Annotated in this window: 20 protein-coding genes; 9 read left to right on the top strand and 11 right to left on the bottom strand. The window is 72.6% G+C overall.

The features are described from left to right. Nucleotides 1-2 precede the first annotated feature (2 nt). The 10 genes from nuoH to ABT118_RS21210 all read right to left on the bottom strand — a co-directional run bounded on the left by nuoH (nt 3) and on the right by ABT118_RS21210 (nt 10,982). Complete coding sequence (nuoH, locus tag ABT118_RS21255) at nt 3-1,334, bottom strand: NADH-quinone oxidoreductase subunit NuoH (RefSeq protein WP_350670934.1); 1,332 nt, start codon at nt 1,332-1,334, stop codon at nt 3-5. Next, a complete protein-coding gene (locus tag ABT118_RS21250) occupies nt 1,331-3,769 on the bottom strand; it encodes an NADH-quinone oxidoreductase subunit G (protein ID WP_350670930.1) in 2,439 nt (812 codons plus the stop codon). The genes nuoH and ABT118_RS21250 overlap by 4 nt, the downstream gene beginning before the upstream one ends. Further along, nucleotides 3,766-5,121 carry an NADH-quinone oxidoreductase subunit NuoF gene (nuoF, locus tag ABT118_RS21245; RefSeq protein WP_350670925.1) on the bottom strand — a complete coding sequence of 452 codons (1,356 nt, stop codon included), beginning with the start codon at nt 5,119-5,121 and terminating at the stop codon, nt 3,766-3,768. The genes ABT118_RS21250 and nuoF overlap by 4 nt, the downstream gene beginning before the upstream one ends. Further along, nucleotides 5,121-5,861 carry an NADH-quinone oxidoreductase subunit NuoE gene (gene nuoE / locus ABT118_RS21240; RefSeq protein WP_502884622.1) on the bottom strand — a complete coding sequence of 247 codons (741 nt, stop codon included), beginning with the start codon at nt 5,859-5,861 and terminating at the stop codon, nt 5,121-5,123. Before nuoE ends, nuoF begins: the two co-directional genes overlap by 1 nt. Then, nucleotides 5,858-7,180 (bottom strand): NADH-quinone oxidoreductase subunit D, encoded by a 1,323-nt coding sequence (locus tag ABT118_RS21235; protein WP_350670922.1) that lies wholly within the window; start codon nt 7,178-7,180, stop codon nt 5,858-5,860. The genes nuoE and ABT118_RS21235 overlap by 4 nt, the downstream gene beginning before the upstream one ends. Continuing rightward, nucleotides 7,180-7,884 (bottom strand): NADH-quinone oxidoreductase subunit C, encoded by a 705-nt coding sequence (locus ABT118_RS21230; RefSeq protein WP_350670917.1) that lies wholly within the window; start codon nt 7,882-7,884, stop codon nt 7,180-7,182. The genes ABT118_RS21235 and ABT118_RS21230 overlap by 1 nt, the downstream gene beginning before the upstream one ends. Then, on the bottom strand, nt 7,881-8,435 hold the full coding sequence (locus ABT118_RS21225; protein ID WP_350670914.1) for a NuoB/complex I 20 kDa subunit family protein: 555 nt from the start codon (nt 8,433-8,435) through the stop codon (nt 7,881-7,883). The genes ABT118_RS21230 and ABT118_RS21225 overlap by 4 nt, the downstream gene beginning before the upstream one ends. Nucleotides 8,436-8,495: 60 nt before the next feature. Next, nucleotides 8,496-8,855, bottom strand: a complete 360-nt coding sequence (locus ABT118_RS21220) for an NADH-quinone oxidoreductase subunit A (RefSeq protein ID WP_057227592.1) — start codon at nt 8,853-8,855, stop codon at nt 8,496-8,498. Nucleotides 8,856-9,297: 442 nt separating this feature from the next. Next, the gene (locus ABT118_RS21215; RefSeq protein WP_350670907.1) at nt 9,298-9,942 is read right to left on the bottom strand and encodes a response regulator; all 645 of its coding nucleotides are present in this window, start codon (nt 9,940-9,942) and stop codon (nt 9,298-9,300) included. Next, the gene (locus ABT118_RS21210; RefSeq protein ID WP_350670902.1) at nt 9,939-10,982 is read right to left on the bottom strand and encodes a sensor histidine kinase; all 1,044 of its coding nucleotides are present in this window, start codon (nt 10,980-10,982) and stop codon (nt 9,939-9,941) included. The genes ABT118_RS21215 and ABT118_RS21210 overlap by 4 nt, the downstream gene beginning before the upstream one ends. A gap of 154 nt (nt 10,983-11,136) precedes the next feature. On the opposite strand from ABT118_RS21210, the gene ABT118_RS21205 reads away from it, so the two are divergent. Continuing rightward, a complete protein-coding gene (locus ABT118_RS21205; protein WP_350670897.1) occupies nt 11,137-11,709 on the top strand; it encodes a hypothetical protein in 573 nt (190 codons plus the stop codon). On the opposite strand, the gene ABT118_RS21200 is transcribed toward ABT118_RS21205, so the two are convergent. Beyond that, nucleotides 11,679-12,623, bottom strand: a complete 945-nt coding sequence (locus ABT118_RS21200) for a DMT family transporter (RefSeq protein WP_350670893.1) — start codon at nt 12,621-12,623, stop codon at nt 11,679-11,681. The two genes, ABT118_RS21205 and ABT118_RS21200, sit on opposite strands and share 31 nt — an antisense overlap. Nucleotides 12,624-12,765: 142 nt before the next feature. Between ABT118_RS21200 and ABT118_RS21195 the strand changes: the two genes are divergently transcribed. The 8 genes from ABT118_RS21195 (at nt 12,766) to ABT118_RS21160 (ending at nt 24,643) form a co-directional block, all read left to right on the top strand. After that, nucleotides 12,766-13,989, top strand: coding sequence for an ROK family protein (locus ABT118_RS21195; RefSeq protein ID WP_350670889.1), 1,224 nt, complete (start codon nt 12,766-12,768; stop codon nt 13,987-13,989). A gap of 35 nt (nt 13,990-14,024) precedes the next feature. Beyond that, on the top strand, nt 14,025-14,123 hold the full coding sequence (locus ABT118_RS21190) for a putative leader peptide (RefSeq protein ID WP_350670883.1): 99 nt from the start codon (nt 14,025-14,027) through the stop codon (nt 14,121-14,123). A 144-nt stretch (nt 14,124-14,267) separates the two neighbouring features. Beyond that, the gene (locus ABT118_RS21185) at nt 14,268-15,854 is read left to right on the top strand and encodes an ABC transporter substrate-binding protein (protein ID WP_350670877.1); all 1,587 of its coding nucleotides are present in this window, start codon (nt 14,268-14,270) and stop codon (nt 15,852-15,854) included. Between the two features lie 5 nt (nt 15,855-15,859). After that, nucleotides 15,860-16,804 (top strand): ABC transporter permease, encoded by a 945-nt coding sequence (locus ABT118_RS21180; RefSeq protein WP_350670871.1) that lies wholly within the window; start codon nt 15,860-15,862, stop codon nt 16,802-16,804. A gap of 4 nt (nt 16,805-16,808) precedes the next feature. Further along, complete coding sequence (locus ABT118_RS21175; RefSeq protein ID WP_350670867.1) at nt 16,809-17,633, top strand: ABC transporter permease; 825 nt, start codon at nt 16,809-16,811, stop codon at nt 17,631-17,633. Further along, the gene (locus tag ABT118_RS21170) at nt 17,630-19,243 is read left to right on the top strand and encodes an ABC transporter ATP-binding protein (protein ID WP_350670865.1); all 1,614 of its coding nucleotides are present in this window, start codon (nt 17,630-17,632) and stop codon (nt 19,241-19,243) included. The genes ABT118_RS21175 and ABT118_RS21170 overlap by 4 nt, the downstream gene beginning before the upstream one ends. After that, nucleotides 19,243-21,570, top strand: a complete 2,328-nt coding sequence (locus ABT118_RS21165; RefSeq protein WP_350670861.1) for an arylsulfatase — start codon at nt 19,243-19,245, stop codon at nt 21,568-21,570. The genes ABT118_RS21170 and ABT118_RS21165 overlap by 1 nt, the downstream gene beginning before the upstream one ends. 67 nt (nt 21,571-21,637) lie before the next feature. After that, a complete protein-coding gene (locus tag ABT118_RS21160) occupies nt 21,638-24,643 on the top strand; it encodes a tetratricopeptide repeat protein (protein ID WP_350670857.1) in 3,006 nt (1,001 codons plus the stop codon). Nucleotides 24,644-24,661: the final 18 nt, after the last annotated feature.

The raw sequence follows: 24,661 nt of genomic DNA, 5'->3' as shown, positions 1-24,661 counted from the left end.
GGTCAGCTCCCTTCCGACGAGGAGTGGTTGGCTCCGTTGAGGGCGTCCTGGAGTTTCGGCGCCCGGCTGGGCCGGCGCGGCACCGGCGGCAGGGTCTGGCCGGGCAGCGGCGGGACCGGGTAGCCGTCCGCCATCGGGTCGAACTCGGCCTGTTCGGCGGCGACTTCGTCCTTCTCCTTCGGCTTGAGCAGATCCCGGACCAGGAAGCCCAGCAGGATCACCACGATCGGCGCGCCGACGTACAGCACCACCTGGCCGAAGTCGTAGCCCTCGTTGCGCAGCGCGCGGACGGTGGCCACCATCACCAGCCAGACCAGCGAGACCGGCAGCAGCACCTTCCAGCCCAGCTTCATGAACTGGTCGTACCTGAGCCGGGGCAGCGTGCCGCGCAGCCAGATGAAGAAGAACAGCAGCAGCTGGATCTTCAGCGTGATCCAGAGCATCGGCCACCAGCCGTGGTTGGCCCCCTCCCAGAAGGCGGAGACCGGGTACGGGGCCCGCCAGCCACCCAGGAACAGGGTGGACGCCACCGCCGAGACGGTGACCATGTTGACGTACTCGGCCAGCATGAACATCGCGAACTTCAGCGAGGAGTACTCGGTGTTGAAGCCGCCGACCAGCTCGCCCTCGGCCTCCGGGAGGTCGAACGGCGCCCGGTTGGTCTCACCCACCATCGCGATGACGTAGACGATGAAGGAGACCGGCAGCAGCACCGCGAACCAGGTCGGCTGCTGCGAGGCGACGATCTCCGAGGTGGACATCGAGCCCGAGTAGATGAAGACCGCCGCGAACGACAGGCCCATCGCGATCTCGTACGAGACCATCTGGGCCGCCGAGCGCAGCCCGCCGAGCAGCGGGTAGGTCGAGCCGGAGGACCAGCCCGCCAGCACGATCCCGTAGATGCCGATCGAGGCCACCGCCAGGATGTAGAGCAGGGCGATCGGCAGGTCGGTGAGCTGCATCGGGGTACGGGTGCCGAAGATCGAGACCTCGTTGCCGGGCGGGCCGAACGGGATCACCGCGAAGGCCATGAAGGCCGGGATCGCGGCGACGATCGGGGCCAGCACGTAGACCACCTTGTCGGCCCCGGTGACCACCAGGTCTTCCTTCAGCGCCAGCTTGATGCCGTCGGCCAGCGACTGCAGCATGCCCCAGGGGCCGTGCCGGTTCGGGCCGATCCGCAGCTGCATCCAGGCGACGACCTTGCGCTCCCAGACGATCGCGATCAGCACCGTGCCGACCAGGAAGGCGAAGACGAAGACCGCCTTGATCAGCACCAGCCACCACGGGTCGTGCCCGAAGAAGCTCAGGGTCTCGGAAGCAGCGAGTGTCATGACTCCTCCGCCGGGGCGATGGTCACCAGGTGGCCGGTGGTGGTGCCGAGGCTGCGGTGGACGCCGCCCGGCGTGGAGTTGAGCGGCAGCCAGACCGTGCGGTCGGGCTGCTCGGGGTTCAGCTCCAGCGGCAGGGTGAGCGAGCCGGCCGGGCCGGTGACCCGGAGCGCGGTGGTGGCGCCGATCTCGGCGGCGGTGGCGGGCGAGAGCCTGGCCACCGCCGGGTGCCGGGTGCCGGCCAGGTGCTCGTCACCGATCTGCAGCGTGCCCTGGTCCAGCAGCAGCCGGTGGCCGCCGAGCACCGCCTGGCCGGCGGCCGGGCGGGGCAGGGCCGTGGCCGCCGCGTCGGGCGCGGCCGGGCGGTCCCCGTCCCAGGGGGCGAAGCGGTCCAGCTCCAGCCGGGCCGCGCGGACGTCCGGCAGGCCGATCGGCCGGTCCAGCGCGTCGCTGAGCATGCTCAGCACCCGGACGTCCGAGTGCAGGTGTCGGCCCATCAGCTGGTCGGGCTTGATCGCGGTCTCGAACATCCGGACCCGGCCCTCCCAGTCCAGGAAGGTGCCGGTCTTCTCCGCCACCGCGGCCACCGGCAGCACCACGTCGGCGCGGTCGGTCACGGCGGACGGGCGGATCTCCAGCGAGACCACGAACCGGACCCGGGCCAGTGCCTCGTCGGCCAGCGCCGGGTCGGCCAGGTCGTCCGGGTCGAGACCGCCGATCACCAGCGCGTCCAGGTCGCCGTGGGCGGCGGCGGCCAGGATCTGGTCGGTGTCCCGGCCGCTCCTGGACGGGAGTTCGGCGCCGCCCCAGATCGCGGCGGCCTCGGCCCGCGCCTCGGTGGCGGAGACCGGACGGCCGCCGGGCAGCAGGCCGGGCAGCGCGCCCGCCTCGACGGCCCCGCGCTCACCGGCCCGGCGCGGCACCCAGGCCAGCCCGGCCCCGGTCGCGGCGGCCAGCTTGAGCGCGGCGGTCAGACCGCCGGGCACGGTGGCCAGCCGCTCGCCGACCAGGATCACCGCGCCCGGCTGGCGCAGCAGTTGACCGGCCCGGCCGGCGTCGTCGCCGAGCGCGGTGTCCTCGGCCAGGGCGGTCAGCCACTCGGCCTCGGTGCCGGGCGCGGCGGGCAGCAGCGCACCGTGCAGCTTGGCCAGGCCCCGGCTGCGGTGGCTCGCCACTGCGAAGACCTGGAGGCCGCTGGCCCGGTTGGCCTTGCGCAGCCGCAGGAAGACGACCGGCGACTCCTCCTCCGGCTCGAAGCCGACCAGCAGTGCGGCGGGTGCGGCTTCGAGGGCCTGGTAGGAGAGGCCCGTTCCGTCCAGGTCCACCCCGCGGCCGGCCACGGCGGCGGCCAGGAAGTCGGCCTCCTCGCCGCTGAGCGGGCGGGCCCGGAAGTCCACGTCGTTGGTGCCGAGCGCGACCCGGGCGAACTTGCCGTAGCCGTACGCGTCCTCGACCGTGACCCGGCCGCCGGCCAGCACCCCGGTGGCGGCCCCGGCCAGGCCCTGGGCGGCGGCGGCCAGCGCCTCCGGCCAGGAGGCGGCCACCAGCTCACCGTCCTTGCGGACCAGCGGAGTTGCCAGCCGGTCGCGCTGCTGGGCGTAGCGGAAGGCGAACCGGCCCTTGTCGCAGTTCCACTCCTCGTTCACCGCCGGGTCCTCGCCGGCCAGCCGGCGCAGCACCTTGCCCCGGCGGTGGTCGGTGCGCTGGGCGCAGCCGGCCGAGCAGTGCTCGCACACGCTCGGCGAGGAGACCAGGTCGAACGGGCGGGAGCGGAACCGGTAGGCGGCCGAGGTGAGCGCGCCGACCGGGCAGATCTGGATCGTGTTGCCGGAGAAGTACGACTCGAAGTCGTCCCCCTCGCCGGTGCCGACCTGCTGCAGCGCGCCGCGCTCGACCAGGTCGATGAACGGGTCGCCGGCGATCTCCTGGGAGAAGCGGGTGCAGCGGGCGCAGAGCACGCAGCGCTCCCGGTCGAGCAGTACCTGACTGCTGATCGGGACGGGCTTGGCGTAGGTCCGCTTCAGGCCGTCGAAGCGGGAGTCCGTCTCGCCGGTGGACATCGCCTGGTTCTGCAGCGGGCACTCGCCGCCCTTGTCGCAGACCGGGCAGTCCAGCGGGTGGTTGATCAGCAGCAGTTCCATCACGCCGCGCTGGGCCTTCTCGGCCACCGGCGAGCTGACCTGGGTGCGGACCACCATGCCCTCGGTGACCGGGATGGTGCAGGAGGCGACCGGCTTGCGCTGGCCCTCCACCTCCACGATGCACTGGCGGCAGGCACCGGCGGGTGCGAGCAGCGGGTGGTCGCAGAACCGGGGGATCTGGGTGCCGATCTGCTCGGCGGCGCGGATCACCAGGGTGCCCTTGGGCACACTGACCTCGACCCCGTCGATGGTGAGCGTGACCAGGTCGGTGCTGGTCTGCGGCTCGGTCACGGTCATGCGTGCACCTCCCTCTCGGTGGTGGACTCGTGGGCGCGGCGGTCGGCCCAGACGGTGGAGGCCGCCGGGTCGAACGGGCAGCGCCGCTCGCTCAGGTGCTGCTCGTACTCGGCCCTGAAGTGCTGGAGCGAGGAGACGATCGGGCTGGCCGCACCGTCGCCGAGCGCGCAGAACGACTTGCCGTTGATGTTGTCGGCGATGTCGAGCAGCTTCTCCAGGTCGCCCGCCACGCCCTGGCCGGACTCGATCCGCTTGAGCAACTGCACCAGCCAGTAGGTGCCTTCACGGCACGGGGTGCACTTGCCGCAGGACTCGTGGGCGTAGAACTCGGTCCACCGGGTGACCGCGCGGACCACGCAGGTGGTCTCGTCGAAGATCTGCAGCGCCTTGGTGCCGAGCATCGAGCCGGCCGCGCCGACGCCCTCGTAGTCCAGCGGGACGTCGAGGTGCTCGTCGGTGAACATCGGGGTGGAACTGCCGCCCGGGGTCCAGAACTTGATCCGGTGCCCGGCCCGCACGCCGCCGCTGACGTCCAGCAGCTGACGGAGCGTGATGCCGAGCGGGGCCTCGTACTGGCCCGGGTTGGTGACGTGGCCGGAGAGCGAGTAAAGCGTGAAGCCGGGCGACTTCTCGGTGCCCAGCGACTTGAACCACTCGTTGCCCCGGGCCAGGATCGGCGGCACCGAGGCGATCGACTCGACGTTGTTGACCACCGTCGGGCAGGCGTACAGGCCGGCGATGGCGGGGAACGGCGGCCGCAGCCGCGGTTGGCCGCGGCGGCCCTCCAGCGAGTCCAGCAGCGCGGTCTCCTCGCCGCAGATGTACGCCCCGGCGCCCGCGTGCACGGTGATGTCCAGGTCGATGCCGGAGCCGAGGATGTCCTTGCCGAGGTACCCGGCCGCGTACGCCTCGGCGACCGCCGCGTGCAGGCGCCGCAGCACCGGCACGGTCTCGCCGCGCAGGTAGATGAAGGCGTGGTCGCAGCGGATCGCGTACGAGGCGATGATCATGCCCTCGATCAGCGCGTGCGGGTTGGCGAACAGCAGCGGGATGTCCTTGCAGGTGCCCGGCTCCGACTCGTCCGCGTTCACCACCAGGTAGTGCGGCTTGCCGTCGTTCTGCGGGATGAACTGCCACTTCATCCCGGTCGGGAAGCCGGCTCCGCCGCGGCCGCGCAGTCCGGACTCCTTGACCAGGGCGATCAGGTCGTCCGGTGCCATCGCGAGGGCGTTCTGCAGGCCCCGGTAGCCGTCGTGGCGGCGGTAGGTGTCCAGGGTCCAGGGGCGGTCGTCGTCCCAGGAGGCGGACAGCACGGGCGAGAGCAGCTTCTCGGCCGGCTCTACGGAGGTCATCACGCTTCCGTCCCTTCGTGCCGGGGGGCCACGACCTTGGCGCCCGGGGTGCCGGGCAGTGCCTCGCCCTTGGCGAGCCGCAGGCCCGCCATCGAGGGCGCGCCGCCCGCACCGGAGGCGTCCACCGCGCCGGGGCGCTCGTCCGGGAAGCCGGCCAGGATGCGGGAGGTCTCCTTGAACGAGCAGAGCTTGGCGCCCCGGGTCGGCCGCGGGTCGTGCCCGGCCCGCAGGTCGTCGACCAACTGCCGTGCGCTGTCCGGGGTCTGGTTGTCGAAGAACTCCCAGTTGACCATCACCACGGGGGCGTAGTCGCAGGCCGCGTTGCACTCGATGTGCTCGATCGAGATCTCGCCGTCGGCGGTGGTCTCGTTGTTCTCGATCGCCAGGTGCTGCTTCAGCTCGTCGAAGATCTGGTCGCCGCCGAGCACCGCGCAGAGCGTGTTGGTGCAGACGCCGACGTGGTACTTCCCGGCCGGGCGGCGCCGGTACATGGTGTAGAAGGTCGCCACCGCGGTCACCTCCGCCGTGGTCAGCTCCAACTGCTCGGCGCAGAACCGGATTCCGGTCGGCGTGACGCAGCCGTCCTCGGCCTGCACCAGGTGCAGCAGCGGCAGCAGGGCGGACCGGGCCACGGGGTAGCGGCCGATCAACTCCTTGGCGTCCTCGGCCAGTCGGGCGTGCACCTCGGCCGAGTACGGTTTGGCCGGGAGGGCCGGCATCCCCAGTTGGACGTCGCTCACCGGTCCACGCCTCCCATCACCGGGTCGATCCCGGCCACTGCGACGATCACATCGGCGACCTGGCCGCCTTCGCACATCGCCGCCATCGACTGCAGATTGGTGAACGAGGGGTCGCGGAAGTGCACCCGGTAGGGCCGGGTGCCACCGTCGCTCACCACGTGCACCCCGAGCTCGCCCTTGGGCGACTCGACCGCCGTGTACGCCTGGCCGACCGGGACCCGGAAGCCCTCGGTGACCAGCTTGAAGTGGTGGATCAGGGCCTCCATCGAGGTGCCCATGATCTTCCGGATGTGGTCCAGCGAGTTGCCCATGCCGTCGGGGCCGACGGAGAGCTGCGCGGGCCAGGCGATCTTCTTGTCCGCCACCATGACCGGCCCGGGCTTCAGCCGGTCCAGGCACTGCTCGACGATCCGCAGCGACTGGTGCATCTCCTCCAGGCGGATCAGGAACCGCCCGTAGGAGTCCGCGCTCTCGGCGGTCGCCACGTCGAACTCGTAGTTCTCGTACCCGCAGTACGGGTCGGTCTTGCGCAGGTCGTGCGGCAGGCCGGTGGCCCGCAGGATCGGTCCGGTGGCGCCGAGCGCCAGACAGCCGGCCAGGTCCAGGAAGCCGACGTCGACCAGCCGGGCCTTGAAGATCGGGTTGCCGGTGGCCAGCTTGTCGTACTCGTGCATCCGCGAGCGGAGCGTCTTGACCGCCTCGCGGATCTGGTCCACCGCGCCGGGCGGCAGGTCCTGGGCCAGTCCGCCGGGGCGGACGTAGGCGTGGTTCATCCGCAGGCCGGTGACCAGCTCGAAGACGTCCAGGATCAGTTCGCGGTCCCGGAAGCCGTAGATCATCAGCGTGGTGGAGCCGATCTCCATCCCGCCGGTGGCCAGGCAGACCAGGTGCGAGGAGATCCGGTTGAGCTCCATCATCAGCACCCGGATCACGCTGGCGCGGTCCGGGACCTGATCGGTGATGCCGAGCAGCTTCTCGACCGCGAGGCAGTACGCGGTCTCGTTGAACATCGGGGTCAGGTAGTCCATCCGCGTGACGAACGTGGTGCCCTGGACCCAGTTGCGGTACTCCATGTTCTTCTCGATGCCGGTGTGCAGGTAACCGATTCCGCACCTGGCCTCGGTCACCGTCTCGCCGTCGATCTCCAGGATCAGCCGCAGCACGCCGTGGGTGGACGGGTGCTGGGGGCCCATGTTGACGATGATCCGCTCGTCGTCGGCCCGGCCGACGGCCTCCACCACCTCGCCCCAGTCGCCACCGGTGACGGTGAAGACGCGGCCCTCGGTGGTGTCCCTGGCCTCTTCGTAGTGAGTGGTCATCAGCTGTACGACCTCCGCTGGTCGGGCGCCGGGATCTGGGCACCCTTGTACTCGACGGGGATGCCGCCGAGCGGGTAGTCCTTGCGCTGCGGGTGGCCGGTCCAGTCGTCCGGCATCATGATCCGGGTGAGCGCCGGGTGGCCCTCGAAGACCAGGCCGAAGAAGTCGTAGGTCTCGCGCTCGTGCCAGTCGTTGGTCGGATAGACGCTGACCACCGACGGGATCCGCGGGTCCGCGTCCGGCGCGGTGACCTCCACCCGGAGCGTCCGGGTGTGGGTGATCGAGCGCAGCTGGTAGACCGCGTGCAACTCCCGTCCGGTGTCGCTCGGGTAGTGCACCCCGTTGACCCCGAGGCAGAGCTCGTAGCGCAGGGCCGGGTCGTCGCGCAGCGTGCGGGCCGCCTTGAGCAGGTGCTCGCGGGCGATCTGGAAGGTGAGCTCGCCGCGGTCGACCACGGTCTTCTCGATCACGTCGGCCGGGTCGAGACCCTGCTCCTCCAGCGCGCCCTCGAACTCGTCCGCGACCTCGTCGAAGCCGTGGCCGTACGGGCGGCTGCTGGCGGGCGGCAGCGCGATCGGGGCGGCCAGGCCGCCGAAGCCGGAGGTGTCGCCGCTGCCCTGGGCACCGAACATGCCCTGGCGCTTGCCGACCACCTCGACCGCCAGCTCCCGGCGGGTGCCGGGGACGGGTGTCTGCTCGGTCATCGCAGCAGCCCCCGCATCTCGCTGGTCGGGGTGGCCCCCAGGGCCAGCTCCTCGGCCAGCTCCTCGGCCCGGCGCCGGTTCACGCCCAGCGGCTCGTGCTGGATCTTGTCGTGCAGCTTGAGGATCGCGTCCATCAGCATCTCCGGCCGCGGCGGACAGCCCGGCAGGTAGATGTCGACCGGGACGATGTGGTCCACGCCCTGCACGATCGCGTAGTTGTTGAACATCCCGCCCGAGGAGGCGCAGACGCCCATCGAGATGACCCATTTCGGATTGGCCATCTGGTCGTACACCTGGCGCAGCACCGGCGCCATCTTCTGGCTCACCCGGCCGGCCACGATCATCAGGTCGGCCTGCCGGGGCGAGCCCCGGAAGACCTCCATGCCGAACCGGGCCAGGTCGTAGCGGCCCGCCCCGGTCGTCATCATCTCGATCGCGCAGCAGGCCAGCCCGAAGGTGGCGGGGAAGAGTGACGACTTGCGCACCCACCCCGCCGCCGTCTCGACGCTGGTGAGCAGAAAGCCGCTCGGCAGCTTCTCCTCGATACCCATCAGATCCCTCTCTGCCTTCTCCAAGTCCGGTGGTTTGCCCTTGTGTTCACAAGGGGCTGCTCAGTCCCACTCCAGACCGCCGCGACGCCAGACGTAGGCGTAGGCGACGAAGACCGTGGCGATGAACAGGAGCATCTCGACCAACCCGAAGATCCCCAGGGAGTCGAAGCTGACCGCCCAGGGGTAGAGGAAGACGATCTCGATGTCGAAGACGATGAAGAGCATCGCCGTGAGGTAGTACTTGATCGGGAACCGGCCGCCGCCCATGGGCTGCGGGGTCGGTTCGATACCGCACTCGTACGCCTCCAACTTGGCCCGGTTGTACCGCTTCGGGCCGGTCAGTGAGGCCATCACGACGGAGCCGACCGCGAACGCCGCCGCGATGGCACCGAGTACGAGGATCGGCGCGTAGGCATTCATGAGCCCCCGCTCCCTCCGTCCAGTCGTCCTTGACTGCAGATCGGAACTGACGGGTCACGCTGTGGTTGACCCGTGATCCAACCCGTGAGATCACCTCATGTGAGGCAGTTCACAAGGGCTGGAACGAGCGCATCCTATGCCCGTCGGCTTGTGACGTGCGACACGCAGTTCTGGATGATCTTTGTGATCTGCGCCACCTCGCAAAGCATTACCAAGGCACCGGAGTCGTGTTCAATCAACACAGTGCAGGCAACTGCTCACAAACCGTCGCATTCACCTGTGAAGTGACTGGTCAGAGGGCTCCGCCTATATCAATGAGCACGTGCCCCAGGCAAATTTCAAGGACGGTGGTTGACGTGATAGTGGACCTCACCCGACCGGGTGGCGGTGCCCGAACGCGTGCTTGACCTTTCGTTCACAAGCGCACGAACGCGGGGCTCCGCTACCGGCGTTCGCTCCAGATCCGGGCCGCGATGCCGACCCGGTTCCGGACCCCGAGCTTGCGCTGGATCGCGGCCAGGTGGTTCTTCACCGTCCCGGGCGAGATGAACAGCCGGCCGGCGATCTCCGCGTTGGTCGCCCCGTCCGAGACCAGCCCGGCGATCTCGGCCTCCCTGGGGGTCAGCGGATCGGCCAGGGGCTCCGGCGCCTCCCGTACGGGGGCCGTCAGTTGACGCAGCAGCCGGACGGTGATCTGCGGGCTGATCAGGGTGTCCCCGGCCACCGCCGCCCGGACCGCCTCGACCAGCAGGGCCGGGCCCGAGCGCTTGAGCAGGAACCCGGCCGCCCCGTTCCGGAGCGCGGCGTGCACGTACTCGTCCAGGTCGAAGGTGGTCACCACGACCACCCGCACCGGGTTCGCCACCTCGGGGCCGGCCAGCTGCCGGGTCAGCTCCAGACCGTCCAGCCGCGGCATCCGGATGTCCGCGAGCACCACGTCCGGCCGCAGCAGCCGGGCCTGTTCGAGCGCCGAGACCCCGTCGGCCGCCTCCCCGACCACGGTCAGGTCGGGCTGCGCGTCCAGGATCATCCGGTACGCGCTGCGGATGTCGGCATGGTCGTCGGCCAGCAGGATCCGGACCGTCACAGCTCCCCCTCGGTGGCCGGCAGCACCGCGGTGACCTGCCAGCCCTGTTCGGTGCGGCCCGCGTCGAGCGTGCCGCCGAGCGCCTCGACCCGGGCGGCCAGCGCGGTCAGCCCGTGGCCGCCCCGGTGCCGGGGCCCGGGCTCGACCGCGCCCCCGTCGTCGGAGACGGTCAACTCCAGCTCCCGGTTCTGCCGGTGCCGGAGCGCCACCCGGACGGTGCGACTGTCCGGGGAGTGCCGCCGGACGTTGGTCAGCGCCTCCACCACGATCCGGTGCACGGTCGCCCCGGCCTCCCGGCCGACCGGCCGCTCCGGCAGGTCGAGCCGGACCACGGTGCTGCCGGAGGCGGCGAACCGTTCGGCCAGCTCGGGCAGTTCGGCCAGACCGGGCTGCGGCCCCCGGCCCGCCGCGTCGTCCTCGCCCGGGGTGCGCAGCAGTTCGACCGTGCGGTCGAGCGAGGACAGCGCCTGCTGCCCCGACTGCTCGATCCGGCGGAACACCTCGGCCAGCTCCGGGTGCGCCCCGGCCAGGAAGCCGCCCGCCTGGGCCAGCGCCACCATCCCGCTCACGTCGTGGGCCACGAAGTCGTGCAGGTCATGCGCGAGTTCGAGCTGCTGGGCGCGGCGGGCGGCCGCCACCCCGCGGCGGCCGCGCTCGTCCAGCGAACGGAGGTAGAACCCGACCAGGGCCGCCCCCAGCACGCCGACCGCACCGAAGCCGAGCAGCCCGCCCCGGGCCCACCCGTCGACGGGAGCCGCGTACCGCAGCGGCCAGCAGAGCAGGGCCGCCGCCAGTGCGGCGACCGCCGTCCGGCCCCGCCCCAACCGCACCGTCACCGTCACCAGGGCCAGCAGCCCGCCCAGTTCGACCACGCCGATCAACCCGGCCGGACCGCCGTCCGCGAACCCGCCGCGCGCCGCCCCGACGGCGGTCAGCCCGAGCGACACCGCCCCGGCCGCCGTCACCAGCCGCCGCTGCCCCGCCCACAGTGCGGCCGCGACCGCGAGCACCGGTACGACGCTCCCCCATTCCCCGATCATGCCGCCAGCCTAGGCAGGTCCACCCGGGTCCGCCTGTGCCGAACGGCACCTGACGGAGCGTCGGCCGGCTCCCGGACCTCCCGATCGGCATCTGCCGCCGGTGCCGGTCGCGCCGCGAGGCTGAGGGCACACCGAACGATCGAGAGGAACTCCGATGTCCGCCAGCACCCTTGCCGCTCCGCTCCGCCCCGCCGCACCGGCCGTACCCGCCGTACCCGCAGCCCCCTGGGCCGTGCGGGTGGCGCAGCTCGCCGCCCTGACCGCCGTGCCGTCCGGCCTGTGGCGGGTCGCGCTCGGGGTGGGGGTCCCGGTCGGCTTCTCCGGCACCATGGAGGCCCAGCTGACCGCCCACATGCCCGGCTGGGGCACCGCCTACGTACTCGCCCTCAGCGGGCTGGCCGAGCTGCTGGCCTTCCTGTCGCTGGGCCTGGTCCGCCCGTGGGGCCGGGTGACCCCGCGCCGGCTGCCGCTGATCGGCGGCCGCCGGGTCCGTCCGCTGGCCGCCGTGATCCCGGCCGGGCTCGGTGCGCTGGCCGTCACCGTGATCACCTTCGCGGCCGGGTTCGGCGGCTGGTACGGCCCGGACGCCATGGGCAGCCCCGAGGCACCGCAGGGTGCGGCCGGTCTGGTGATGACCCTCTGCTACGTGCCCCTGCTGGCCTGGGGCCCGCTGCTGGCGGTCGTCACGGTGGACTACTACCGCCGGGCCAGGGCCGGTTCGCGCTGATCCTCCGTCAGCGGGGCGGCGGGTGCGGGAGCCGGGGCCGCCGTGCGGCGGCCCCACTCGGTCCCGACCAGCACCAGCAGCGCCCCGGCCAGCGCGGGCGCACCGAGGTGGTCGCCGGCCAGCGTGATGCCGAAGACCGCCGCCCAGAGCGGTTCGGTGCCGAGCAGCAGCGACACCCGGGACGGCGAGGTGGCGCGGACGGCCCAGGTCTGCACCAGGAAGGCGAACAGCGTGCAGAGCAGCGAGAGGTGCAGCAGCAGGGCCCAGTCGGCGGCCGAGTAGGAGGCCGCCAGGGTGAGCGGCGAAGGGCCGACGAACGGTGCGACCAGGGCGAAGACCAGGGTGGCGGTGGCCAGTTGGACCCAGGTGAGGGCGCTGGAGTCGGTGTCCCTGATCACCCTGAGCCGGGAGACGGTGAGCACGTTGACGGTCCGCACCACGGCGGCGCCCAGCACCAGCAGGTCGCCGAGGCTGGGCGCGCGGAAGCCGCCGCCACCGGTCAGCAGGGCGACCCCGAGCACCGAGAGGCCGGCCGCCGCGACGAACGCCCGGGGCAGGGCGGTGCGGCTCAGCGCGCTCTCCGCGAGCGGGGTGAGGACCATGGTGAGGCTGATGATCAGTCCGGCGTTGGTGGCCGAGGTGTGCACCGCCCCGTAGGTCTCCAGCAGGAAGATCGCCCCGAGCACGACGCCGAGCGCGGCGCCGCCGAGCCACTCCCGGACGGTCAGCTTGGCCAGGGCCCGCCAGGTGAAGAGCGCCAGCAGCGGCAGCACCAGCCCGAACCGGAGCACCAGCATGGCCACCACGCTGTCCGGTTCGGCCACCTGCTTGACCACCAGGAAGCTGGATCCCCAGACCACGGCGACGCCGAGGACGGGCAGGTCGCGGAAGCTCTGGGCAGCGGATGTACGCACGGGGGTCTCCTCCGAGGCAGGGAAGGCCGGACCCGTACACCGTCGGACGGAGAAACCACCGATGGGTGGTGGCGGGCCATCGTCGCTCACCTGAGCACATACGATCAACACCTTTCCGGCCCGCGGACATGAGGGGGAAGCGATGCCCGGACCGACCGTCCGACCGCCGCGCGGGGAGGCGCCGCGGGGCGGGGACGACCGGCGGGACGTCAACGCGGCCGCCGTCCTGCAGACCGTCCGGGACCACGGGCCGGTGGCCCGCAGCCGGATCGCCGCCCTGTCCGGGCTCAGCCCGGCCGCCGTCACCCGGCAGGTGGTGGACCTGACCCGGATCGGACTGCTGCGCGAGCGGCCCGAGTTGGCGGCCGCCGGTTCGGTCGGCCGCCCCCAGCTGCCGGTGGACGTCGACACCGGGACGCTCGCCGTGGCCGGGGTGCACATCGGGGTGCCGCACTCCACCCTCTCGCTGCTCGACCTGCGCGGGCGAGTGCTGGCCCGGGAGGAGATGGGCAACCGGGGTCTGACCGGTCGGGCCGTGCTCGACCGGGTGACGGACCGGCTGCCCGGCTTCCTCGCCACCGCCCGGGAGTCCCGCCGGGTGATCGGTCTTGGGGCGATCATGGGCGGCAGCGTCGACCCGGTCCGCGGCGTGACGGTCCGCCACCAGCCGCTGGGCTGGCACGAGATACCGCTGCGGGCCGCGCTGGAGCAGGCGGGCGGACTGCCGGTGCACGTGGACAACCACGCCCGGGCGCTGGCCCAGTCGGAGATCCTGTTCGGCCGCCCGGCGGCCCGCCGCAGCGTGGTGCAGGTCTTCGTCGGCCATGTGGTCGACGCCGCGCTCGGCACCGGCGGGCTGGTCCACCGGGGGCCGCAGTCCGCCACCGGCGACGTCGCCCACCTGCCGGTCACCGGCAGCCGGGCGCTCTGCGTCTGCGGCCGCCGCGGCTGCTTCATGACCGCCGCCTCCGACGGCGCGCTGTACGCCGAGGCCGCCGCCGCCGGGGTGATCGCGGCTCCCGAACGCGCGCTGATGCTCGCCGCCGTACAGGCGGGCGACCCGGCCGCCGACCGGCTGGTGCGCCGCCGGGCCCGGCTGATCGGGCAGGCGGTCGCCCTGCTGGTGGATGTGGTCAACCCCGATCTGGTGGTGGTGACCGAGACCTTCGCGATGCTCGACCGGCGCTATCTGGACGCGATCCGGGCCGAGGTGGTCCGGCGCTCCCACCTGTGCCAGGACCCGGAGTTGATCGTCACCCAGCAGCTCGGGGCGGACGTGCTGGCGGTCGCGGCCGGCGCCGTCGTCCTGGGCGGCCTCTACCGCAGCCCGCTCGGTCTGCTGGACGGACCCGGTTCTGAGACGTGATTGACCAGCCCGAATCGGTCTGACAATCTGTCCGCATGTTCGCTCCCGCCCGGCTCGTCACCCGCAGGCACGTCGACCTCTGTCGACTCGCCGGCGCGCTCTGTGACGCCCGGCCGCAGCACTGCTGTCGCTGACCTCTCGCGACGCCCGCACCGCTCTCCGCTGATCTCCGCCTGCCGTCCGGCAGGTCCCGACCCGGGCCCTTTTTCGACCCCGGTTACTTCTGCTCCGAAATTAACTAAGTCCAGCCCCGCCCACAGCCAAGGTGGTCCCAGCCCATGAACGCGCTCAACTCCCCGCTCTCGAACGGCCTTTCGCGCCGCAACCTGCTCCGCGCCGGTGGTGCGGGCGTCGCGCTGCTGGCTCTCGCGGCCTGCCGTTCAGCGACGGACAAGAGCTCCGAGGGCGCGGGCGCCTCGGCCACCCCGAAGCGCGGCGGCACCCTCACCCTGGCCAGCGGCCTGGACTACACCCCCAGCCTGCTCTTCGCCCAGAGCGCGATGACCCACGTCCAGCGGCTGGTCTTCAACACCCTGACCCGCTACGACGACAAGCTCCAGCCGCAGCCCGAGCTGGCCACCTCCTGGCAGCTGGCCGCCGACGGCAAGGCCGTCACCTTCAAGCTCCGCGAGGACGTGCTCTTCCACAACGGCCGCAAGTTCACCGCCGACGACGTGATCTTCGCCGTGAAGAACCTGCAGAACCCGGTCCGCTCGGCCCAGTTGAGATCCACCGCACTCGCCGTCACCAACTTCGAGAAGAAGGGCGACTTCGAGCTCACCCTCACCCTCGCCCACCCGGTCAGCAACCTGTTCGACCTGTTCGAGTTCATGATCATCACCGACGAGGCCACGGTCGAGGACGCCGTCAACGGCAAGCAGCTGATCGGCACCGGCCCGTTCACCCTGGCCGGCCGCAACCCCGGCTCCTCGCTGAGCTTCAAGCGGAACGAGAAGTACTGGCTGCCCGGCCGCCCCTACCTGGACGCGGTCGAGATCCGGGTCATCCCGCAGGCCGACTCGCTCCTCTCCTCCCTCAAGACCGGCCAGTCCCAGCTGAGTTACGACGTGCTCGGCAAGGACGTGGCCGCCCTGAAGGGAGACTCCCAGTACCGGGTGAAGGAGTACGCCACCGGCGCCGGCGCCTACTACCTCGGCGTCAACCTGAGCGCGCCGCAGGTCCAGGACAAGCGGGTGCGGCAGGCACTGGCCTGGGCCCTGGACCGGGACCGCCTGGTCAAGCAGGCCCTCGGCGGCGTCGGCTTCCCCTCCTCCACCCCGTGGCCCAAGTCCTCCCCCGTCTACAGCGAGGCCGGCGCCGCCCACTACACCCACAACCCGGACAAGGCCCGCGCCCTGCTCAAGGAGGCCGGGGTGGACACCCTCACCCTGCCGCTCGCGCACGCCAACACCCCGGGCGGCACCGCGATCGCGCAGATCCTGCAGTACGACCTCAAGCAGGTCGGCATCACGGTCGAGCTCCAGCCGACCGACTCGGCCACCATGCAGAAGCAGCTCATCTCGCAGACCATGCCCGCGCTCTGGACCCTCAGCCACGGCTTCGCCCAGCTGCACCCGGCCACCCTGACGGTCAGCGCGTACCCCTTCAACGAGGCCAAGAACAGCTCGAAGTTCAGCTCCCCCGAGTACACCCGGATCGTCCAGGAGGCCTGGAACCGCGCCGACGGCGACAGCGCCGAGGCCAAGGCGCTTTACCAGAAGATCTCCGACACCCTGCTGGACGAGGCCTTCGTGATCGACCTCGCGGTGGCCGGCCGGACCGAGGTCGCCACCGGCAAGGTGGCCGGCGCCGACCTCAACAAGTACGCCTACCTGATCCTCGACGACGCCTACCTGACGGCCTGAAGGCGATGCGCTCCTACCTCCTCAAACGGCTGCCGTCGGCGGCGCTGGTCCTGCTGCTCGCCTCGTTCGTGATCTTCGCGATCCTGCGGCTGATCCCCGGCGACCCGGCCACCAGCCTGGCCGGGCCCGACGCCGGACCGGAGGCCGTCGCGGCCATCCGGGCCCGGCTCGGGCTGGACCAGCCGTTCCTCACCCAGTACGCCGGCTGGCTCGGCGACCTGCTCACCGGCGACCTCGGCCCGTCCTACGCGATCGGCGGCGAGGTCTCCGAGCTGATCGGCAACGGACTCGGCGCCACCGTCGAACTCACGCTCGCGGCACTGCTGTTGGTGGTGGTGCTCGGCCTGGCCATCGGCCTGGTCGGGGCCACCACCCGGCGCCCCTGGGTGGCCGGTGCGCTGCGCGCGCTCACCACCGCCGTGCTGGCCGTGCCGCCGTTCGTCACCGGCATCGCCCTGGTGCTGGTCTTCGCCGTCACGCTCGGCCTGCTGCCGCCCGGCGGGCACGAATCGGTGCTGGACGCCCCGGACCTGGCGGTCCAGTACCTGCTGCTGCCCGCGCTCTGCCTGGCCCTGCCCAGCGCGGCCATCCTCGGCCGGTACGTCAAGGACGGCCTGGAGCGGACCCTCGCCGAGGACTACGTCCGCACCGCGACCGCGCTCGGAGTCCCCCGGAAGCGGATCATCCGCCGGCACGCGCTGCCCAACGCGCTGCCGCCGGTGGTCACCGTGCTCGGCATGCAGATCGGCCAACTGCTCGGCGGCGCCGTCCTGGTGGAGGCCATCTTCGCCTGGCCGGGCCTCGGCCAGCTGGCCGAGCAGGGCGTGGTCCGGCGCGACTACCCGGTGGTGCAGGACCTGCTGCTGCTGATGGTCGGCGTCTTCGTCCTGGTCCAGCTGCTCACCGACCTCGTCTACGCCTGGCTCGACCCCCGGATCAGGTGGGAGTAACACCATGGCTCTTCTGCTCACCCGCCGCCGGCGACCGGGCCTGCTCTCCGCCCGCGGGCTCACCGGCCTCGCCCTGGTCGGCGCGGTCGCGCTGGCCGGGCTGTTCGCCCCGCTGCTCACCTCCTACGACCCGGTCGCGCAGAGCGACCTGGCCCTGGCCGGGCCGGGCGCCGACCATCTGCTCGGCACCGACGACATCGGCCGGGACCTGTTCAGCCGGGTGCTGTACGGCATCAGGACCGACCTGCTGATCAGCTTCACCGCCGTCCCGGTCGGCGCGCTGCTGGGCTGCGCCTTCGCCCTGCTGGCCGCCACCTCGCGCTGGGCCGACATGTCGGTCCAGCGGCTGTTCGACCTGATCCTGGCCTTCCCCGGCCTGATCCTGGCGCTGGCCGTGACCGCGATCCTCGGCCCCGGCGCACTGCCGGTGGTGATCGTCATCGCGCTGGCCGAAATACCCGGCTTCGGACGGCAGTTGCGGGCCGGCATCCTGGTCCAGCGGGAGCGCGAGTACGCCCTCGCGGCCCGGGTCGGCGGTGCCTCCAGACTCCGGGTGCTGGTCCGGCACGTGCTGCCGAACGCGGTCGACCCGCTGATCGTCCAGGGCGCCGTGGCGATGTCGGTCGCCGTCTTCATCGAGGGCGCGATGAGCTTCCTCGGCGTCGGCGTCCGCCCGCCGGAGCCCTCGCTCGGCTCGATCCTGAGCCAGTCGATGGCCTACCTCTCCACCCACCCCGCCTTCGCGATCGCCCCGCTGACCGCGGTCACCGCGCTGGTGCTCGGCTTCGCGCTGATCGCCGAGGCCCTGAACAAGGGGATCCGCCGATGAGCAGCACCACCGTCGCACCCGCCCCGGCCGACCGGGGGACCCGCTCGGTGCTCGAAGTCCGCGACCTGCGGGTCGCGTTCGGCGAGCAGGAGGCGGTCTCCGGGGTCAGCTTCTCGCTCGCCGCCGGGGACACCCTCGGCGTGGTCGGCGAGTCCGGCTGCGGGAAGTCGACCACCGCGCTGGCACTGCTGCGGATGCTGCCCTCCCCCGGCCGGGTCACCGGCGGCTCGGTGCTGCTGGACGGCGCGGACCTGGCCGCACTGCCGGAAGAGGCACTGCGCGCCGTCCGGGGCAAGCGGATCGCGATGATCTTCCAGGACCCGATGTCCTCGCTCAACCCCGTGCTCACCGTGGAACAGCACCTGCACGAGGCCCTGCTGGCCCACGGCCGGACCGACAAGGCAGCCCGCCGGGCCCGCGCACTCGAACTGCTCGACCTGGTCGGCATCCCCGACCCGGCCGCCCGGCTCCGCGACCACCCGCACCAGTTCTCCGGCGGCCAGCGCCAGCGCATCATGATCGCGCTCGCGCTCGCCAACGAGCCCGAGGTGCTGATCGCCGACGAGCCGACCACCGCGCTGGACGCCACCATCCAGCGCCAGATCCTCCAGCTGCTGGACCGGATCAACCGGGAGACCGGCACCGCGATCCTGCTGATCACCCACGACATGGGCGTGATCGCCCAGTCCTGCCGCCGCCTGCTGGTGATGCACGACGGCGAGGTGGTCGAGCAGGGCCGGACCGCCGAGATCCTGACCGACCCCCAGCACCCGTACACCAAAAGGCTGCTGGCCGCCGTGCCGCGCCTGGAGGAGCCCTCCCGGGCGGCCGGGCGGCCGGACGGCACGCCGCTGCTGGAGGTCACCGGGCTGCGCAAGACCTTCCCCGGCTCCGGCCGGTTCGGACGGCGCAGGCCGGTCACCGCGCTCGGCGGCGTGGACCTGGTGCTGCACCCCGGCGAGACGCTCGGCATCGTCGGCGAGTCCGGCTCCGGGAAGTCCACCCTGGCCCGGGCCCTGGTCGGGGTGCACACCGCCGACGCGGGGACGATCCGCTACCTCGGCCCCGGCGACCCGGCCCGCCGGATCCAGATGGTCTTCCAGGACCCGTACTCCTCGCTGAACCCCCGGATGACGGTCGGTCAGATCATCGCCGAACCGCTGATCGCGCACCGGCTCGGCGACCGGGCGGCCCGCGCCGCTCGGGTGGCCGACCTGCTCACCCGGGTCGGCCTGGACCCGGCGACCGCCGACCGCCACCCGCGCTCGTTCTCCGGCGGGCAGCGCCAGCGGATCGGCATCGCCCGCGCGCTCGCGCCCGAGCCGTCCGTGCTGGTCTGCGACGAACCGGTCTCCGCCCTCGACGTCTCGGTCCAGGCCCAGGTGGTCGACCTGCTGGCCGAGCTGCAGCGCGAACTCGGCCTGGCCGTCGTCTTCATCGCGCACGACCTGGCCGTGGTCCGCCAGGTCAGCCACCGGATCGCGGTGATGCACCGCGGCCTGGTGGTGGAGACCGGCGACGCGGACCAGCTGGTCACCGACCCGCAGCACGAGTACACCCGCACCCTGCTGGCCGCCGCGCCGCGCCTCACCGTAGTTCGGAGCACCTGATGACCTTCGGCACCCACCGCCGCGACCCCTACGCCGGCTTCCCCGGCACCGTCGGCCGCACCTTCGGCGAGTCCACCGCCGCCTGGCCGGACGCCCGCCGGGCACCCGAGCGGGCGCCCAACATCGTGGTCGTGCTGATCGACGACATGGGCTACAGCGACATCGGCCCGTTCGGCTCCGAGATCCCCACCCCGACCCTGGACGCGATCGCCGACCAGGGTGTCCGGCTCGCCAACTACCACACCATGCCGCTCTGCTCGCCGGCCCGGGCCGCCCTGCTCACCGGGCTCAACCCGCACCGGGTCGGCTACTCGATGGTCGCCAACTCCGACCCGGGCTTCCCGGGGTACGGCATGGAGGTGGCCGGCGACATCCCGACCCTGGCCGAGCTGCTGCACGACCAGGGCTACGCCACCTACGCCGTCGGCAAGTGGCACCTGACCCGGGACTCCGCCTCCAATGCCGCCGACGACCGGCGCAACTGGCCGCTGCAGAAGGGCTTCGACCAGTACTACGGCGTCCTGGAGGGCCTGACCAGCCTGTTCCACCCGCACCAACTGGTCCGCGACAACAGCCCGTTGGCGATTGACGAGTTCCCGGACGACTACTACTACACCGACGACATCACCGACCGGGCGATCGAGATGGTCAAGTCGCTCCGGGCCCACGACGCCGAGAAGCCGTTCTTCCTCTACCTGGCCCACAACGCCGTGCACGGCCCGCTCCAGGCCAAGCCCGCCGACCTGGCCCGGCACCGGGGCCGGTACGCGGACGGCTGGGACGCGCTCCGCTCCTCCCGGTTCGCCCGCCAGCTCGCCGCCGGGCTGTTCCCGGCGGGAACAGAACTGCCGGACCGGGAGACCGAGGCCGGGTACGACGTCCCCGCCTGGGAGTCGCTCACCGAGGTCCAGCAGCGGCTGTACGCCCGGTACATGGAGGTCTACGCGGCCATGGTCGACAACGTCGACCAGAACCTCGGCCGGCTCACCGACACCCTGGCCGCGCTCGGCGAACTCGACAACACCATCGTCGTCTTCACCTCCGACAACGGCGGCACCGGCGAAGGCGGCGCCGAGGGCACCCGGAGCTACTTCAGCCGCTTCGTCCACCACCCGAACCTCCCCGCCGACTGGAACCCCGACGTCGAGCGGGAGATCGACCTGATCGGCACCGCACAGAGCCTGGTGCACTACCCGCGCGGCTGGGGGATGGCCTCCAACACCCCGTTCCGCTTCTACAAGGGGCAGACCTACGCGGGCGGGGTGCGGGTGCCGTTCGTGCTCTCCTGGCCGGCCGGGCTGCCGCGCGCGGCCGGGGACTCCGGGGTGCGCAGCCAGTACCAGTACGTCACCGACCTGACCCCGACCCTGCTCGAACTCGCCGGCCTGGCCCGGCCGTCGGAGCGGAACGGGGCACCGGTCCAGGAGCTCGACGGGGTGAGCTTCACCGCCACGCTGCGCTCACCCGAGGCCCCGTCCGCGCACACCGAGCAGTACTGCGAGATGGTCGGCAACCGCAGCTACTACCGGGAGGGCTGGAAGCTGGTCACCCTGCACCGGCCCCGCACCCCGTACGACGACAGCGAGTGGGCCCTGTACGACCTGCGCACCGACCCGACCGAGATCCACGACCTGGCCGCCGAACACCCGGAGGTGGTCAAGGAGTTGTCCGAGGCCTGGGAGGCCGCGGCCTGGCGCAACGGCGTCTTCCCGCTCCCCGACGGCAGCGGGGCGATGGCCCTGCGCAACCCGGAGGAGGCCCGGCTGCGCCGACCCGTCACCCTGCTCGCGGGCACCCCCGAGCTGGAGCGCTACCGCTCGTCCCGGCTGATCTCCTTCCGCTCGTTCGAGGTCACCGCGAGGCTCGACGGCTACCTCCCCGGCGACCGGGGCGTCCTGGTCTCGCACGGCGACCAGGGCGGCGGCTACGTCCTCTACGTCGAGGACGGGCAGCTGCACTTCGCCTACAACCAGTACGGCGAACTGCACCACTCCGCCCCGGCCCCCGTCCCCGCCTCGGCCACCGCCGTCACCCTGCGGGCCACCGCCGTGGCGGACCTCAGGTGGGAGTTCGAGCTGCTGATCGACGGGGCCGCCGTGTCCGGCCTCCCGGCCGTGCACCAGCTCATCGGCATGGCCCCGTTCCAGGGCATCAGCGTCGGCATCGACCGCAAGTCCCCGGTCTCCTGGCCGCTCTGGGAGCGCCACCGCACCTTCCGCTACACCGGCGCCCTGCACTCCGTGACGTACACCCCGGGCGCCCCGGCACCGTACGACCCGGAGACCGTGGTCACCGCCCTGCGGGAGGCGGCGGCCGCCTTCGAGTGACGTTTCCGCGGCGTCGTCGGCAGCCCGGCCGTAGGCTGCTGACGACGTCCGGAGCGGTGGGGGTTGGGTGTTGGAGCTGTACGAGCGGCTGCGCGAGCTGCGGGAGCAGGCCCGGGCGGAGCGGGAGGCCGGCGGACTCCGGTTCTCCGCCCTCGCCGTCGAACAGGCCGTCCGCGCCTCCGCCCGGCCCGGGGCGGCCGGGTTCACCGCCCGCCGGATCAACGACTGGGCCCCGGCCGACCGCAGGAAGGCCCGGCTCCCCGGGGCCGAGGACCGCGGCTGCTTCCTCGCCCTGGTCGAACTCTGGAGCACCTGGGCGGAGCTGCCCTTCGACGAACCGTCCTGGACCGCCCTGCTCCCGGCCCAGTCGCCGTCGGCTCCCGGCTGGACCAACCTGATCAACGACGGCGACTTCGGCGGCACCGTGGTGATGGCGCAGACTGCCAACTTCACTCTCCCCGAGCGCCGCCCGGGCCCCGCCGACCTGCCGCCGCTGCGCGCACTCCCCCGTGAATTCACCGGACGCGAGGCCGAGTTGGCCGCCCTGCTGCCGCTCCTCGACCCCGACTCGGAGGCCGACCCGGTCCTGGTCACCTCCGTGGCCGGCATGGGCGGCATCGGCAAGACCACCCTCGCCCTGGCGGCCGGTCACGCCGCCCTCGCCAACGGCTGGTTCACCGGAGCCCTCTTCATCGACCTGCACGGCTACGACGACACCGCCCTGGCGGCGGGCCAGGCGCTGGACTCGCTGCTCCGCGCGCTGGGCGTCACGGCCGACCGCATCCCGCCGGACGAGGACGGCCGGGCCGCCCTGTACCGGGCCCAACTGGCCGCCCGGGGCGCCGTACTGGTGGTTGCCGACAACGCCTCCCGCCCGGAGCAGGTCCGTTCGCTGATCCCCGGCCCCGGCCCGCACCGGCTGCTGGTGACCTCCCGCGACGTGCTCACCCCGATCGGCTCCGCCCGGATCGACCTGGACGTGCTCACCCCGGACGGCGCCGTCACCCTGCTGGAGCGCACCCTCGCCACCGCCGACTGCCGCCCGGAGCGGGTCGGTTCGGCCCGGGAGGACGCCCTCCGGCTGGCCGCCCTGTGCGGACACCTGCCGCTGGCCCTCCAGGTCACCGCCGCCCAACTGGTCCGCGACCGGCACCTCCCGGTCGCCCGGCTCGCCGACGAACTGGCCGAGGAGCTGGCCGACACCGGCAGCCGACTCGGGCTGCTGGAGGACGGCGACCTGGCCGTCCGGGCCTCGCTGGAGCGGTCGCTGCACCCGCTCCCGCCGACCGCCGTCCAGCTGCTGGAGCTGCTGGCCCTCGCGCCCGGGCCGGACGTCTCCACCGAATCCGCCGCCCACCTCGCCGGACGCAGGCCCCGGGACACCCGGCGGCTGCTCACCACGCTCAGCAGTGCCAGCCTGCTCCGGCAGAGCCCCGGCGGCGGCCGCTGGACCCTGCACGACCTGGTCCGCGACTACGCGGCCGAGCACGCCAGGGCCCACGGCCACCGGCACGGACCCGCACTGCTGCGGCTGGCGCAGCACTACCGCTCGCTGGCGTCCGCCGCCGACCAGCTGCTCCACCGGCCGTTCGAGCCGGGCGGCCCGTCACCGTTCCCGGACCGGGCCGCCGCACTCGCCTGGATGGAGGCCGAGCGCAGGAACCTGGTGGCCGCGGTCGGCTCGGCGCCGGTCGACCCGGTCAGGTCGGTCCTGCTGGCCAACAGCCTGGCCCAACACCTGCACCGGCAGCGCTGGTTCGACGACCTCCACGCCGTGAGCTCGGTGGCGCTGGGGCTGGCGCAGGGGATCGGTGACCGCAGCCGCGAAGCCCTCGCCTGGCTCAACCTGGCCGGCGCCCACCACGACCTCCGGCAGTTCGACCGGGCCCGCACCGCCAACCGCCGGTCCCTCGCCCTGCTCCAGGAGCTCGGCGACCGCCACGGCGAGGCCACCGCCTGGAACAACCTCGGGAACGCCCTGCACGAGCTGCACCTCTTCGACGAGGCCGAGGATGCCACCCGCCGCGCCCTGACGCTGTACCAGGAGCTCGGCGACCGCCACGGCGAGGCCGCCGCCTCGGGCAATCTCGGCTCCTCGCTGCGCGAGCTCCGGCGGTTCGAGGAGGGCCACGCCGCCCACCGGCACTCCCTGGCCCGCCACCAGGAGCTCGGCGACCGCCACGGCGAAGCCACCGCCTGGAACAACCTCGGCGCCTCACTGCACGAACTCCGCCGGTTCGAGGAGGCCGAGAATGCCACCCGCCACGCCCTGACGCTGTACCAGGAGCTCGGCGACCGCCACGGCGAAGCCCGGACCAGGAACAACCTGGGGATCTCCCTGCACGGGCTGCGCAGGTTCGAGGAGGCCCGCACGGCCCACGGACAGGCCCTGGCCGCCCACGAGGTGCTCGGCGACCGCCACAGCCAGGCGATCTCCTGGTACAACCTCGGCAACGCACTCCGCGGCCTGGAACGCTTCGAGGAGGCGGAGGACGCCGCCCGCCGCGCGCTGACGCTGTACCAGGAGCTCGGCGACCGCCACAGCGAGGCCGCGGCCTGGAACGGTCTCAGCGCGGCCCTGCACGGCCTCCGGCTGTTCGAGCAGGCCCGGGACGCCGACCGGTGCGCCCTGCTCGCCGCCCAGGAGCTCGGCGACCGGCACGTCGAGGCCCTGACCTGGGGCAGCCTCGGCGCCTCCCTGCGCGAGCTCGGCCGGCTCGCCGAGGCCGAGGACGCCACCCGGCGCGCCGTCACCCTGTGCCGACAGCTGGACGATCCCCACGGCGAGGCCGTCGCCCACAACAACCTCGGCACCGTCCTGCGCGACCTGCAGCGCTTCGAGGAGGCCGAGCAGGCGGCCCGGCAGGCCGCCGAACTTCTCGGCGCCCCCCGGCTCCAGGACGCCTACCTGGAGGGCCGGGCCCTCGGGGAGCTCGCCGACACCCTGGCGGCGGCCGGGCGGGCCGGGTCCGAGGTCCGCGCCGTCCGCGCGAGCGCCGCTGCCGCCTACCGCCGGGCGGGCGAACCCGCCCAGGCCCTGGCCGCCCTGGACGGGACGGACCTCCGCCACTGACCGGCCCGGCCCGGGGCC

Origin of the sequence: Kitasatospora sp. NPDC002040 (genome assembly GCF_040296785.1) — a bacterium.
Classification (GTDB): Bacteria; Actinomycetota; Actinomycetes; order Streptomycetales; family Streptomycetaceae; genus Kitasatospora.
This window is presented reverse-complemented; position numbering and strand designations above follow the sequence as displayed.

Excerpts from the sequence above, each read along its gene's own strand:
- nuoH (WP_350670934.1), bottom strand. The coding sequence starts at position 1,334 with ATGACACTCGCTGCTTCCGAGACCCTGAGCTTCTTCGGGCACGACCCG.
- ABT118_RS21195 (WP_350670889.1), top strand. The coding sequence starts at position 12,766 with ATGCCCGGACCGACCGTCCGACCGCCGCGCGGGGAGGCGCCGCGGGGC.
- ABT118_RS21180 (WP_350670871.1), top strand. The coding sequence starts at position 15,860 with ATGCGCTCCTACCTCCTCAAACGGCTGCCGTCGGCGGCGCTGGTCCTG.
- ABT118_RS21220 (WP_057227592.1), bottom strand. The coding sequence starts at position 8,855 with ATGAATGCCTACGCGCCGATCCTCGTACTCGGTGCCATCGCGGCGGCG.
- ABT118_RS21250 (WP_350670930.1), bottom strand. The coding sequence starts at position 3,769 with ATGACCGTGACCGAGCCGCAGACCAGCACCGACCTGGTCACGCTCACC.
- ABT118_RS21185 (WP_350670877.1), top strand. The coding sequence starts at position 14,268 with ATGAACGCGCTCAACTCCCCGCTCTCGAACGGCCTTTCGCGCCGCAAC.
- ABT118_RS21210 (WP_350670902.1), bottom strand. The coding sequence starts at position 10,982 with ATGATCGGGGAATGGGGGAGCGTCGTACCGGTGCTCGCGGTCGCGGCC.
- ABT118_RS21165 (WP_350670861.1), top strand. The coding sequence starts at position 19,243 with ATGACCTTCGGCACCCACCGCCGCGACCCCTACGCCGGCTTCCCCGGC.
- nuoF (WP_350670925.1), bottom strand. The coding sequence starts at position 5,121 with ATGACCTCCGTAGAGCCGGCCGAGAAGCTGCTCTCGCCCGTGCTGTCC.
- ABT118_RS21190 (WP_350670883.1), top strand. The coding sequence starts at position 14,025 with ATGTTCGCTCCCGCCCGGCTCGTCACCCGCAGGCACGTCGACCTCTGT.
- ABT118_RS21205 (WP_350670897.1), top strand. The coding sequence starts at position 11,137 with ATGTCCGCCAGCACCCTTGCCGCTCCGCTCCGCCCCGCCGCACCGGCC.
- ABT118_RS21235 (WP_350670922.1), bottom strand. The coding sequence starts at position 7,180 with ATGACCACTCACTACGAAGAGGCCAGGGACACCACCGAGGGCCGCGTC.
- ABT118_RS21175 (WP_350670867.1), top strand. The coding sequence starts at position 16,809 with ATGGCTCTTCTGCTCACCCGCCGCCGGCGACCGGGCCTGCTCTCCGCC.
- ABT118_RS21225 (WP_350670914.1), bottom strand. The coding sequence starts at position 8,435 with ATGGGTATCGAGGAGAAGCTGCCGAGCGGCTTTCTGCTCACCAGCGTC.
- ABT118_RS21170 (WP_350670865.1), top strand. The coding sequence starts at position 17,630 with ATGAGCAGCACCACCGTCGCACCCGCCCCGGCCGACCGGGGGACCCGC.
- ABT118_RS21230 (WP_350670917.1), bottom strand. The coding sequence starts at position 7,884 with ATGACCGAGCAGACACCCGTCCCCGGCACCCGCCGGGAGCTGGCGGTC.